Origin of the sequence: Actinoplanes aureus, from assembly GCF_015704865.1 — a bacterium.
Lineage (GTDB): Bacteria > Actinomycetota > Actinomycetes > Mycobacteriales > Micromonosporaceae > Actinoplanes > Actinoplanes aureus.
The window spans coordinates 13047-25492 of record NZ_JADQTO010000028.1 but is presented as its reverse complement, the minus strand read 5'-3'; the positions used below and the strand labels follow the sequence as shown (position 1 = coordinate 25492).

Here is a 12446-nt window from a genome sequence, read left to right as displayed (position 1 = left end):
GTGATCGAAGGATCTGGAGCCTCGTTCCGCTCTTCGTCCATACGGCCACCAGCGAGACGGGCCTACCACCGGTCACGTAGTGGGCCGCGCCAAACCCTCCCATCGGGGCGAAGAACTGGCGCAGCGTGGTCGCGTGGCGATCCGGCCGGGCTTGAAGGTCTTGGTCGGCGGGTCTTCTTCCTGTCGCTCAGCTGTCGTCGTCGGTGTTGTCGTCGCCGGCGGTGGCGAGCAGGCCGTTAAGGTTTCGGCCCACAAGCCATGTCATGGTCCTCGATGTCCGCACCTCGGAAGAGCAGGAAGGATCGATCATGAAGCAGGTAAAGGCACGGTGGGCCGCTGCGCTGCACCTACGCTGGGCTGGCGGCATTGCCGCCGCATTCGCTGCGACAATCTCAACCTTGGCGCTGACCACAGTGCCTGCTCAAGCGGCACCTGCAGGACCGGTAGCCACATGCAACAGTGCCCGCAATCACTGCTACATCGGCTACCAGTACATCAACCCCACATACTACGCCGGCGACTCGGAAGGATGGTTCCTCCCGAACCGCTATAACAACAACTGGAGTATCAGGATCTACAACGAGAATAATCAGGATGAGGTTCCCTGGATTGACGTCATCGTTAAAGACACTGGGGCAACCATCAGATACAAAGGTGTTAAGAACAACGGAACAACTGATGGCGGATACAAGGATTACGACGACCGAGGCTTTGCTGTTTCCAAGTGGCGGCTGTGTGACCCGTTCGCGGGGAGGTGCACCGCTTTCGTCACTCCTCCGGCGGGCTAGTTTGTCAACTAGAGATTTTGAGCCTCTAGGGCCGGAACCGTGACTATGGCCCGCGACCCTAGAGGGCAACTCTCATCGGCACCGTCGCACGCTGGTGTTGGCTAAGTTCCGGAGGTCATGAAGGCGCGGCCGGTGCGCGGCACGAGTCGTGAGATCGTCCATATCCGCTCCTGGGGCCTGGCCCGCGATTGATGCATCTCCGAGTCGCAACTGAGGTCCGGTCCACGGGAGCTGCGCACGGCACTCAGCCCGGATTGCGGCTACTTCTTTACTTGGATCTACGACCTGGCCCGGCCACGCTGTTTCGAGGTAGCCGGTGGGATCCCTTCCTTTGCGGCTGTCCACTCAGGTCCGCGGGTGTGACTCTCATCTGGCATGCGCCCACCGGCTACCGCCCGGGAGTGGCTCAAGACCTCCGACGTCTGAAACCGTCAAGTCGTAGGTTTGTCCGTCATGCGATGAACTGGAAGATCTTGCCGTTCTGCAGCGGCCGCGGGGTTCCCGTGAAGCGGTGATCGTCGACAGAGAACAGCACGTCGTCGGGTGCGGTGAAAGCCTGTTCGGAGAATCCTGCGTCGGTCAGCCACCTCCGGACAGAGGGTGTCAGGTCAGGCGCTCGTCGTGTCCTGGTCCAGATCACTGTGGCTGCGGGGGCACGGAGCTGCGGCAGCGTGCGAATGGTGGTGTGGGCATCGGTGTCGCTGATGTTGCCCAGGACACCGGCCATGACGACCAGGTCGGCGGGCACTATGTGCCTGTAGGAGGTTAGGTCGCCGGCGTCGGCCTCAGCGACGGTCACCGTGTCGAGGCTCGCGGCGATTGCTCGGGTCCGGGCTGCGGCGACGTTGCGCGGGTAGGTCGGCAAACGCTGGCACTGTGTGGGACATCGTTGCCTGGCGGGGAGGACGTCATCACCGGCCGCCGCCTGCTCATGGCGTACCTGGCGCTGACCCACTACCTCCCGCAGCTGCTGGTCCAGCTCGACCAGCTTTCTGCTGCAGCCGGGCTCACCCTGCACACCCCGTTCGCGGACTGGCGCCGCGGACAATGATCGCGAGGATCGGGGGCCCATCGTATGGGACCGGGCGACTAATCGTCGTCCTTCAAGATTGTGGACATTATGTCCCCGAATGTGCCGGCCCCTTGTAGATCGTCCACGAAGCCGACGATCGCGAAGCAGGCGAATGCCCAGGTGGTCACCTCTGACTCCGTGATCGGGCCCAGCGATTCCCTCCACTGGCAAACATCTTGGTCGAGAGCCGCGGCCGTATGCGCGGCCGCCACGGTGGGGAGCATATTGGCCTGCACCCCTTCGCTGTGCTGCTCCAACTGGCCGAGCGCTGCACCGATCACCCGGTGCCGTAGTGCAGGGTCCTCGTGAGGGAATCCCAGCGCCTTGAAGGCAACGCCGATGAGAAGGAGGAAAGCGCGCGTGATTTCGGCTCGGCCAACAAGGCTGAACTGAGAAAGCAACATGATCTCGAAATCGAGTTCATCGCCGGGCCCGCGGCCGTAGGCTGCCTCAATCGCCCGCACAGCGGCCTCGATGGCCTCGTCTGGCACCTCATGCGGGTACTCATCGGTCATGAAGACTCAATCTATACGGGAGCTGCGGCGGCGTAACTGCCGTTTCCGCGCTGTGTTCGTTCGGGCGCGGATTGGTGCCCATCGTGCGCTCGGCGGCGTGGGGACTGAATGCCGGGGGGGATCAGGTGTGAGCGGCGCCGAACGCTACGTTGCCGTCCTGCGGTCGGGGGTGGCTGATCAGGCTGCGCACCCCCGTGGCCTTTCACCCAGGGTGTCGTGTCGGCCGTGCGGGTCGGTTGGTGGCAAGCCTCGTTTTCAGGTGCGCCGCCCGTCGCTTCAAGGCGCGACTTCCGGCTCGGTGTAAGGACCAGGAATCGGGCGATCCGAACTGATTCGCTAGGTGACCAGCCGGCGAGCTGGCCTGAAGTGGCAGGCCAAGGGCTTGCTCAGCAGAAGCCGGACAGCCGAAGACAACCGCAGACAACTATCGGCAGCTGGTCATGAGCGGCATCGTCGATCATGTGATCGACGCTCATTGTGGGTGAGGACCGGTCGTTCGTGGGTGCGCTGGAGGGGCCAGGCAGCTGCGTCGGAGGGGTGCGCAGCCGCACCGGAAACGCCCGAGTTGATGATCACCGGCCGTGCTGAAAGCGGGCCGTGTCAGGAGCTGGTCGGCGGGGATCGACCCCATCCGGTTGCCGCCGGCCAGCCAACTGCGGTCGTCGACCATTCGGGGGAAGCATGCCGTCGTCCGAACCTGCACGCTTTGTGATCCGTGACCGGCGTTTAGCAGCGGCTGCATCCGTGTCGGCAGAGCCAGCCCGATTGACCGATCCGGGGCAGCCGCTTGCCGCGCCGCCCGCCTTCGCGCCGCTCAAGCCGAGAACCGAGTCGTTCCCGGCGCCGACAGGGCGCGTGGTCATCCATGAACCTCGGCCGGTTCCGAACGAGTTCGGTCCAGCAGATGTTGCCGAGCGGGCGTGGTTGCACGCTGCGGCTCTGCGGCCAGGCGCGTTGGTGACGGTGTCGTCAGCCGATGGCGGGGTGGGCCGGTCCACACTCGTCGCCGCGCTGGGCGGGCTCGTCGCGCTGGCGGTACCCGAACCGGTCATCGCGATCGATATGGTCCCGGCGCCGTGGGGCGGGCTCGGTGCGCGGGTGGGCCGTCAGAACGCCAGCACGGTGTGGGACGTCGTCCGTGACCTGAGCGCGGTGACCAAGCGATCCGATATCGAACGCTGGGTCCAGCTGGGCCCGACAGGCTTGCTCGCCCTGGTCGGCGAAACCGAAGGCCTAGAACGGCGGCCGCCACGAGACGACGAGGCAGCAGCGGTCGCCGAGCGCGTCCGTAACCTCTTTCCCCTGACGGTAGGGGATTTGCCCTCGGCGCTGACCACAGGGGTGTGGCGGACGCTCGCCGCCGCTACCGCCCCGGTGCTGGTGGCCCGCGCCACCGCGGACAGCCTGCGGCACACCCTGCGCCTGCTCACCCATATGGCGGCGGCCGGGTACGCGCGGGTCGCCCGTGATTGCGTGCTGGTGGTGATGGCCACCGCGCCGTCAGTGCCGCGGCAGGTGCGCGCGGTGGTCCGGCAGGCCGACGGCGTCGCGGGGGCGGTGCACACCGTTCCGTACGACCCGTACCTGGCCAGGCCGGAGCCGGTCGACCCGCGGCGGCTGCGCCGGCGTACCCGTAGCGCGCTGGTGCTCGTCGCCGACGCGGTGTTGCAGCGGTGCGCCGCCGAGCGGCCGGCGCTGCGTCCCACGACCGAGGAGCGTGTGTGATGCCTGTCGCGGCAACCTTCTCCGACGTGGCAGCCCGCGTGCACACGGCCGTTCTTCGGGCGCCGGCAGATCCGACTCCGACGCCGACCGCCACAGGTTTCGACTGGACGCAGATCAGGCCGGACCCGGAGGCGCTGCCGAAGTCCGGGATGTTCTACACGCTCGTCAACGGGCTGCTGTATCTCGGCATCATCGCGGCTCTGTCCGGCCTGGCCGCCGGCGCGATCGCGTTCGGGGTCGGGCCTATTTTTGGCGCGAGCATCATCTCCGATCGCGGGAAGTCGATGATGTGGAGAGCCGGTCTCGTTGCGGTGATCATCGGCTCGCCGGTCGCGATCGTCGGCTGGTTGCTGCAGCAGTGATGGCACCGGCGACTGTCGAACGCCTGGCCGCCGGCCTGGCTCCGTCGCGGCCCGCCTCGCCGGTCTCATACCGGCGTGCCAGGCAGTACCGCCGGCACCTGATCCGACTCCTTCTGCTTCTGTTCGGATCTCTCGCGTTCGTGGTGAGCGCCGCCGGCACCGGCAACGCCGCACCGCAGCCGCCGCCAGCCGAGGAAGTATGCGCACGGAACGCGCCCGGCGCGGTCGCCTGGTGCATGCCGTGGGCGATGCGGGTGGAGACGCCACCGGCGGGCAGCCCATCACACTGGGTCACGGACTGCAGCAAGGCCACCACTGACGACCAGCGCACGTCGTGCGCAGCCGCCTCCCTGAGTCTGGACTCACCGCCCGCGGTCGGGACGGCGTCCGTGCTGATGGACGGCCCCACGGACGGCAGCGGTCTGGCCGGGCAGATCAACTGCTCGCTGTTCGGCGCACGCGCCGACGACCTCAGCGCTCCTGGCCTGCGCGATGAGTGGCGGGCCAAGCAAACCCGCTGCTCCGAGGAGAAGGCGGCCTGGGCGGCGGCAGCGTACGACCCGGATCCGAAGAGGCCGGACTGTCCGCTGGGAAACCTCAACTGCGAAGTACAACGCGGCGCCGAAGAGGCGTTGAGTGCAGGCGTCAGCACCGGCATCCAAGGTCTGGTCGACATCATCGTGCAGGCCGAGGTGTACCTGCTCAGCCGGCTCGCCGCGCTGGTGTTCACCGAAACGTCCATCGCCAGCCCGGACCAGGCGTTCTACAACGTCTACAACTCCACGGCCGGCGCCATGATCGCGTTGGTGCTCGTCTTCTTCCTCATTTCGACGATCGCCAACGGTCTGCGATTCGGTAGCGGGCCCAGCCCCATGGCGACCCTCGGAGGGCTGCTGCGGGCAGTGGTCGGCATCCTGTTCGCCGGCGGCCTCGCCTACACCATCGTGCTCGCGTGGGACCAGGCCACGATCGCGGTGCTGGCGGCCAACGCGAGCAAGCCGTGGGAACCGTCCCAGTGGATCACCGGCATCACCAATTTGACGACCGGCGGCGGGACGCTGCTGCTTGCGGCGTTCTTCGGGCTCTTCGCCGTCATCGGCCTGGTGCTGCTGTTCATCATGATGGTGTTCCGCGGGATGCTGACGACGCTTGCGGCCCTGTTCGGTGCGGTCGCCATGGCCGGGCAGGCGATGTCGGAGACCCAGCATTGGGGCCGCCGCTGGTTCTGGACGGTCAATGCCCTCGGGGGCAGCAAGTTCTTCATCGCCCAGATCTGGATCTATGCCGGCCAGTCGGCGTACGGCTCGGATGACCTGACCACGGTCATGCAGTCGACGCTGATGATCTGGCTGATGGTGGCCGCCCCATTCATCCTGCTGCGGCTGACGAGCATCTGGGACGGCTACCTGTCCGACGTCAACGCCCACGGGATCCTGTCGGCGACGCTCGGCGCGCCGCTGCAGTTCGCCGCCGACGTCGTCGGCGGATTCCGGGAAGGCGCCGGCGCCGTGGCGGGCGGCGCTGTCCCGTTGATGGAAGCCGGTGCGGCCGCGATCCCGACCAGTCCGGCCGGTCCGCTCGAGCAGATGGCCGGCTTCGGCGCCGGACCGGGTCAGGGAGCGGCGCAGGCCGCCGGGACCGGGCAGGGCGGCGATCCGGTCGGCCAGCCCGCGGCCAGCACGCCGGGCGAGCAAGGCCCGTCCGGGCAGGCCTCCGCCGGCAGCGGTGACGAGCAGGCCGGGCGGAGCAGCGAAGAAACCGGCAGCGCTCAGAACGCCGGGTCCAGCGGCCAGTCGGATCCGCCCGGTGACAGCACCGGCAACGACGAGGGCGTGCTGGGCACCGGACAAGGTGCGGCGGGCGGCGACGCATCCGGGGCGACTTTCGGCGGCACGGCTGACAACGGCGACCCGAGCGGGCCGGAGCAGACCGGCGTTCCCGCCGACGACGGCCGCAGCGCTGCCGCCGGGGCCGGGACAGCCGGCGATGAGACGACCTCCTCGTCCTCCGGCGTGTCCGGAGCCGGGGCGGCGACAGCAGGCCGGTCGCGGGGCGCGGCCGCCGGAACCAGCGAATGAACCGTCCCGCTGTGCACTGGGGGAGCAGATGACGAAATTTTCATTCCCGGCCCGCTCGACTCGCGGCGCGGTGCTGGGTTTCACGTGGTCTCAAATCGGCATGGTGGTCGCCGGGATCATCGCGGCGGTCACCGGACTGAACCTGCTCGCCGTCAACCGGGCAGCCGCCATCACCCTGTTCGTGTCGGCCGCGCTGCTGATCACGTTTGGTCTGTTGCGCATCAAAGGCCGGCGGATCACCGAATGGGCGCCGGTTGTCATTGCCGCGCTGCTGCAGCGGCGCACACGCCAGCACCAGTACCGCGGTGGCCCGTACGGGGCCAGCGCCGTCGGCGAACACCTGGACCTACCCGGCACGGCCGCCGCCTACCGGTGGCTGCCCGCAGTCGCCGCCGACGGCACCACCGAGATCGGCCTGCTGCACCACCGCAACGAGAAGACCGTCACCGCGGCACTGCTGTGCTTCGGCACCAACCTGATCCTGGCCGACCGTGATGTGCAGGTCCAGCGGCTGACCGACTGGGCGCAGGTCCTCAACATCCTGGGATCGGAGTACGCCGATGCGGGACTGATGCGCTGGTCGGTCACCGCGCGGGCGGTCCCGGACTCCGGTAACCGGGCGCAGCGGTTCCTCATCCACAGGGCTGTGGACACGGACTCGGCCGCGTACCAGTCGCTGGCCCAGCTGACTGCGGCGGCGGCCCCAGCCGCGCAACGCCACGAGATCTACCTTGCCGTTGTCTTCGACGTCGCCAGGCTGTCGGCAGAGATCGCGGACGCGGGCGGCACCGACACGGCGATCGCCACGGTGATCCTGGATCGGCTCTCCGGTATCGAGGCAGCCGTCACCGAGGCCGGCGTAACCACCGGCGGCTGGTTGTCCCCGCGCGCGTACGCGGCCGTCATCCGCACGCAGTTCGACCCGGACGATCAGGAAGTCGTGGACCTGCGCGGCAGCACTCCTGCCGGGGACCAGCGCACACCGGCGGGGGTGGCGCCGTGGCTGGCCGGCCCGGCAGCTGCCCGCACCGTTGGCTGGCACACCTACCAGCACGACTCCGGCTTCAGTCGCACCTTGTGGGTGGCGCAGATGCCGCGCCAGCAGGTACCGCCGACGTGGCTGACACCTCTGTATATGCGCACCACCTGCCGTCGCACCGTCACCCTGGTCGCCCAGCCCGTGCCGACGCGGCTGGCGGCGCTGGCGACCCGGCGAGACAAGGTTGCCCGCGCCGGCGACGAGGCAACCAAACGCCGGCTACGGCTGGTGCAGAGCGCCGCCGAACGCAAAGAGGCTGAAGCGGTCGAGCAGATCGACGCCGAGCAGGCACGCGGCCACGTCCGCTACCGATACGCGCTGCTGGTCACCGTCACCGCCAGCAGCGAGAAGGCACTCGAGCGGGACGTGCGCGCGGTCAAGCGGATCTTGTCGCGGTCCGGCTGCGAGGCGATCAGCTTGGCGGGGGAGCAGGACCAGGCGTTCCTGGCCGGCGCACTGCCGCTCGCGCGCGGTCTCAAGCCGATGCGGGGGTGGGCCGCATGAGCGGCCGCCGGTTGCGCCGCGAAGGGTCTCTCGCCGATCGGATCACGCAGGTCGCCGAAGCCCGGGACCTTGCCCGTGCCGAGGCGGCGCTGCGCCGCGAGCAGCGTGCGGTGGCCCGGGAAACCGCGCGGCTGCTGGATCCTGCGGCAGCGGGCTGGCGTGGTCAGCCAGGCCGCGCAGCCGGACGGGTGTTCTGGCGGCTACGGCTGCCGCCTCTGGTCACCACCTCGGCGCAGCTGTGCAGTGTGTATCCGTTCGTGACCGATCCAGGGCTGCCAGTTGACGGCCCGCTGATCGGCATGGAGGTCTACTCCCGCTCGGCGTTCACCTTCAGCCTGCATGAGCTATACCGGGCGAAGGCGGTCACCGCACCCAATCTCGTCGTCACCGGCGAGATCGGCACCGCCAAAAGCAGCCTGCTCAAATGTCTGGCGTTCCGCGGTATCCCGTTCGGCACCCGCGCCTACATCTGCGACGTCAAAGGCGAGTACGAACAACTCGCGGCGCTGGCCGGCATCGCCCCGGTCCGCATCGGCCCCGGCCTCGGCGTGGTCATGAACCCGCTGTCCGGGATCCACCGGCACCCACAGCAGACCGAACAGCAGTGGCTGCAATCGCAACGCACCCGCCGGCTGCTGCTGCTCGAAGGGCTGCTGGAAATCCAGCTCGGCGGACCGCTACTAGAAGCCGAACGATCGCTGGTCGAGTACGCGGTCGACGCGGTCACCCGCGACAGCGACGCCACCGCCAGCCGGATCGCGACCCCGACGCTGAGCACGGTGCTCGCCGCAGCTGGCACACCCGAGCTGTGGCAACACCGGCTCGACCAGCTGCACTACCCCCTCGACACGTTCATCAGCGACTCGCGGCGGGTGCGGCTGGCCCTGGCGAGGCTGATCGAGGGCGCCCTCGGCGGGGTCTTCGACGGCCCGGCCGAGTCGAACGCACGCCTGGACTTCGCGCAGCCCGGCGCGATCCTGGACCTGCGCGCCATCCGCGCGTCCGACGCGATGACCGCGATGGCGATGACCTGCGCCCAATCCTGGCTGGAAGCAGCGCTGTCGGCGCCCGACGCCGGGGCGCGGGTGTGTTTCTATGACGAGTTCGCGCTGATCGCCCGCCATCTGCCGCTGATCCGGCGGATGCGCGAGCAGCTGAAGCTGGCTCGGGCATATGGGATCGCGAACGTTTTGGCGTTCCATCGTTTCTCGGACTTGGCGGCGTCCGGGTCGGCTGACAGCGAGCAGGTCCGCATCGCCCGCGGCCTGATCGAGGACTCCGGCGTGCGGATCTCCTACCGGCAGGCCACCGGCAGCCTGGAGCAAGCGCGCGAGTTTTTGGGCACCTCGGACGTGGAGACCGACCTGCTGCGCTACCTGCCGCAAGGCGTCGCCTTGTGGAAGATCGGCACCCGGTCGTACGTGGTGAAACACCAACTGTCCACCACGGAGACGGCGATGGTGCACACCGACAGCCAGATGGAAGCCACCGAAACCGGCGACTCCTTGACCCCGCAGGAATACGACGAGCGCCTGGAGGCGGTCGCCTCCGCAGCAGGAGCCGACCGATGAGCAGAGCGCCGATCTCCGCGCCCGGGCACCGGCCGCCCCAGCAAGGGCACCTGCGCGAAGACATCTACATCAGGGTCGTCCTGCTCGTGGTGGCGATCATCGTCACCAGCACGGGCATGCTGTCGTTGTGGCTCGCCGGCCAGCTCGGCGGCGTGCTGCGCTACCAGCAGTGGCCAGACTCCGGCCCGGCCGACACCGCAGGCGTTGCCTTCCGGATCGTCGCCCACCTCGGCGACCCCGCAGAGGCTTGGCCCGAAGCCGCACGCGCCGCGGTGGCGCCGGCATGGCTGCTCTACCCGCTGTGGGCGCTGCTGTTTCCCAGCATGCTGTTCGCGATCTTTTTCAGCCTGGCCAGGATCGCCAGGCCGCGGGCCCGCCGCGCCGGGTTCGCGCGCCGCAGCGAACTGGCCAAGACTCTGAGCGCCCGAGCGGTGTGCGCGCGCGTCGACGTGGTCCGGCCCGGCCTGACCGTCCTCGCCGCCGACGACGACGCTACCCGGGCCGCTAAAGAGCAACGCCGCAACGATCCGCTCGAGGTGGCCCGCTTCCTCGGCAACGACGTTGTTGCCGGGCAGCCGCTGTACCTGGCCAACGAGTACACGCTGCTGGCCGCCGCGGTGCCGCGGGTCGGCAACAAGACCACGAGACTGGTCATCCCCGCTGTCGCCGACGCGCGCGGGGCGGTGCTGACCACGTCCACCAGGCTCGACGTCGCCGAAGTCACCTACCAGCGCCGGTCGGACAAGGGCCCTACCTACATTTTTGAGCCCCAAGCGGAGGTCCCGGGTGTTCCGCGCCTGCGGTGGTCGCCGATCGAGGGTGCTCAGGATCAGATTGTGGCGATGCTGCGCGCCCAGGGTTTTGCCAGTGGCAGCGGAATCGGTGACGAAAGCGTGGAGAACGGCCGCTGGTTCAGAGACCAGGCTGCAACGATCTTGCGAGGTTTGCTGCATGCGGCGGCCTTGGACGATCAGGCCACCATGGTCGATGTGCTGGCCTGGTCGCAAAACCCCAGCAACTCAAGGCCGGAAAGGATTCTGCGTCACCACGGCGTGCACTCCTGGGCTGACCGGCTCGCCCGGCACCGCGAGACCACCGGCCGGGCCCGCGACACCATTCAATCCGTCGTCAGCGGTGCGTTGGACGCCTTCAACGACCCTCGCGTGCTTGCGGCGTGTTCGCCGCCGCGTGGCACCCAGTTCAAGCCGGTCGAGTGGCTCAACGAATCCGGCACGCTGTACCTGGTCGGCACCCGCGACGCTCAAGCCCTGATCGCGCCGCTGCTGGCCGCAGTCAGCGAAGACATCCTGTACCAGGCCAAGAGGATCGCGCTGACCTCGCTCGGCGGCCGCATCGAGCCGACGCTGTACTTCATTGGCGACGAGATCGCCAACATCGCGCCGTTGCCGTCGTTGCCGAGCCTCGTGAACGAGGGCGGCGGGTCCGGCATCGCCATCAGCGTGTTCGCGCAGAACTTGCACCAGCTGAGGGAACGGTGGGGCGACAAGGGCGGCCAGGCCATCGCCGACTCCGCCAACGCGCGGCTGCTGATCGGCGGCTCCACGGACGTCAACGGCCTGCGCGACGCGCAATCGCTCGCCGGGCAGGTCATCGACATCTCCTCCGGCGCCTCCTGGGGCAGTGGCCGAGCCAGCGTCAACACCTCCGCCCGCCGCGAACACCTCATCGACCTGGCGGATCTGCGCACTCTGCCCGAAGGCCGAGCCCTCGCGCTGGTGCGCAACCTGCCCCCGGTCGAATTGGCGATTCCGGCTTGGTGGGAACGGCCCGACGCCGGCGAGCTTGAAGCCGGCCGCGATGCGTTTCGCCGCATGCTCGCGGAGGGCGCCCGATGAGCGTCAGTTTCGAACTTCCGGACGGCGCGCCACCGGACATGGTGGCGATCGCGGAAATCGGCGCCGGCCTGCAGCAGCTCGCCTCCGCCGTCGACGCCCTGCACCGGCAGCATCTCGACCTGCGCGACACCGTCGCCGCCCGCCTCACCGCAGATCCCGGCGGCGGGCCGCGCAAGGCACCGGATGGGATGCCGTGGCCGCTGCGCTGGTCGGACCTGGACCGCGACGCCGCAGCCCAGGTGTGGGCGTGGCTGATCGACTGGGTCGGCTGGCTCGTCGATCGTTACGAGCTGGCCGAGGAGATCCCCGCCTGCTGGTACCGGCACGGGCCACTGATCGAAGAGTTGACCGCACTCGCGGCTGGCTGGCACACCGCCTACGACGACGCCGCCCGCGGCGACGAGCCGCTGATCTGGCACGAGCGCCTCGCCCGCGCCAGGGTCCGCTTGCGCGACTGGGACGACTACACCCGCTGCCGCAACGGCGAACACACCGACCACAACCTCGACCTGCGCTGGCCCGCCGACTGGGTCGAGACCGCGACCGAAGCCGCCTACGCCGACCTCGCCAGTCGGCCGCAGCCGGTAGCCGCGGCTGAACAGCAGACTGGGAGCCCGTCATGACACAGCCTGCGCCGATCACGTCGGAATACGACTGGGCCCAATTCCTCGCGAACCTGCGGATGATCCTCGACGACATCAAAGGGCTATACCAGCGCATCACCGACGACGAGCCCGACCTCGATCCGGATACCGCTTCCGAGTCCGATGAGATGAGGCGTCTGGCCCTCATGGTTGAGGCGGAGCGAGCGGCGCTGGACGAGATCGAGGAAGCGAGGATTTACGACTCGGAGGATCTTCTTGACGGCGCGCCGGACTACGACGACTACGACGATCCGCAGATGGAGTCCTGATGGCGCCGTCGACGACTCAGACC

12 protein-coding genes are annotated in these 12446 nt (G+C 68.5%); 10 read left to right on the top strand and 2 right to left on the bottom strand.

Annotated elements, in window-relative coordinates; all coding sequences use genetic code 11:
• Positions 1–263: 263 nt before the first annotated feature.
• Positions 264–788: a hypothetical protein gene (locus I4J89_RS39440; RefSeq protein WP_196419314.1), complete on the top strand. Its 525-nt coding sequence runs from the start codon at positions 264–266 to the stop codon at positions 786–788.
• A gap of 451 nt (positions 789–1239) precedes the next feature.
• On the opposite strand, the gene I4J89_RS50365 is transcribed toward I4J89_RS39440, so the two are convergent.
• The gene (locus I4J89_RS50365; protein WP_230860392.1) at positions 1240–1587 is read right to left on the bottom strand and encodes a hypothetical protein; all 348 of its coding nucleotides are present in this window, start codon (positions 1585–1587) and stop codon (positions 1240–1242) included.
• A gap of 90 nt (positions 1588–1677) precedes the next feature.
• Here I4J89_RS50365 and I4J89_RS50360 point away from each other — a divergent pair, with 90 nt between their 5' ends.
• The gene (locus I4J89_RS50360; RefSeq protein WP_230860391.1) at positions 1678–1839 is read left to right on the top strand and encodes an asparagine synthase-related protein; all 162 of its coding nucleotides are present in this window, start codon (positions 1678–1680) and stop codon (positions 1837–1839) included.
• Between the two features lie 38 nt (positions 1840–1877).
• Here the strand turns inward: I4J89_RS50360 and I4J89_RS39430 are convergent, their stop codons facing one another.
• Positions 1878–2375 carry a hypothetical protein gene (locus I4J89_RS39430; protein ID WP_196419312.1) on the bottom strand — a complete coding sequence of 166 codons (498 nt, stop codon included), beginning with the start codon at positions 2373–2375 and terminating at the stop codon, positions 1878–1880.
• 957 nt (positions 2376–3332) lie between these two features.
• Here I4J89_RS39430 and I4J89_RS39425 point away from each other — a divergent pair.
• From I4J89_RS39425 to I4J89_RS39390, 8 genes are read left to right on the top strand one after another with little or no spacing between them, the layout of a single operon-like run.
• Positions 3333–4100, top strand: coding sequence for a MinD/ParA family ATP-binding protein (locus tag I4J89_RS39425; RefSeq protein ID WP_196419311.1), 768 nt, complete (start codon positions 3333–3335; stop codon positions 4098–4100).
• Positions 4100–4462, top strand: a complete 363-nt coding sequence (locus I4J89_RS39420; RefSeq protein WP_196419398.1) for a hypothetical protein — start codon at positions 4100–4102, stop codon at positions 4460–4462. Before I4J89_RS39425 ends, I4J89_RS39420 begins: the two co-directional genes overlap by 1 nt.
• Positions 4462–6540: a hypothetical protein gene (locus I4J89_RS39415; RefSeq protein WP_196419310.1), complete on the top strand. Its 2079-nt coding sequence runs from the start codon at positions 4462–4464 to the stop codon at positions 6538–6540. The genes I4J89_RS39420 and I4J89_RS39415 overlap by 1 nt, the downstream gene beginning before the upstream one ends.
• Positions 6541–6568: 28 nt before the next feature.
• Positions 6569–8083, top strand: a complete 1515-nt coding sequence (locus I4J89_RS39410; RefSeq protein WP_196419309.1) for an SCO6880 family protein — start codon at positions 6569–6571, stop codon at positions 8081–8083.
• Positions 8080–9654 carry a putative type IV secretion/conjugal transfer ATPase gene (locus I4J89_RS39405; protein ID WP_230860390.1) on the top strand — a complete coding sequence of 525 codons (1575 nt, stop codon included), beginning with the start codon at positions 8080–8082 and terminating at the stop codon, positions 9652–9654. Before I4J89_RS39410 ends, I4J89_RS39405 begins: the two co-directional genes overlap by 4 nt.
• Entirely contained in the window at positions 9651–11510 is a 1860-nt protein-coding gene (locus tag I4J89_RS39400) for a type IV secretory system conjugative DNA transfer family protein (RefSeq protein WP_230860389.1), read from the top strand. Before I4J89_RS39405 ends, I4J89_RS39400 begins: the two co-directional genes overlap by 4 nt.
• Complete coding sequence (locus I4J89_RS39395; protein WP_196419308.1) at positions 11507–12133, top strand: hypothetical protein; 627 nt, start codon at positions 11507–11509, stop codon at positions 12131–12133. The genes I4J89_RS39400 and I4J89_RS39395 overlap by 4 nt, the downstream gene beginning before the upstream one ends.
• Positions 12130–12423 carry a hypothetical protein gene (locus I4J89_RS39390; RefSeq protein WP_196419307.1) on the top strand — a complete coding sequence of 98 codons (294 nt, stop codon included), beginning with the start codon at positions 12130–12132 and terminating at the stop codon, positions 12421–12423. The genes I4J89_RS39395 and I4J89_RS39390 overlap by 4 nt, the downstream gene beginning before the upstream one ends.
• The last annotated feature ends 23 nt before the right edge of the window (positions 12424–12446 follow it).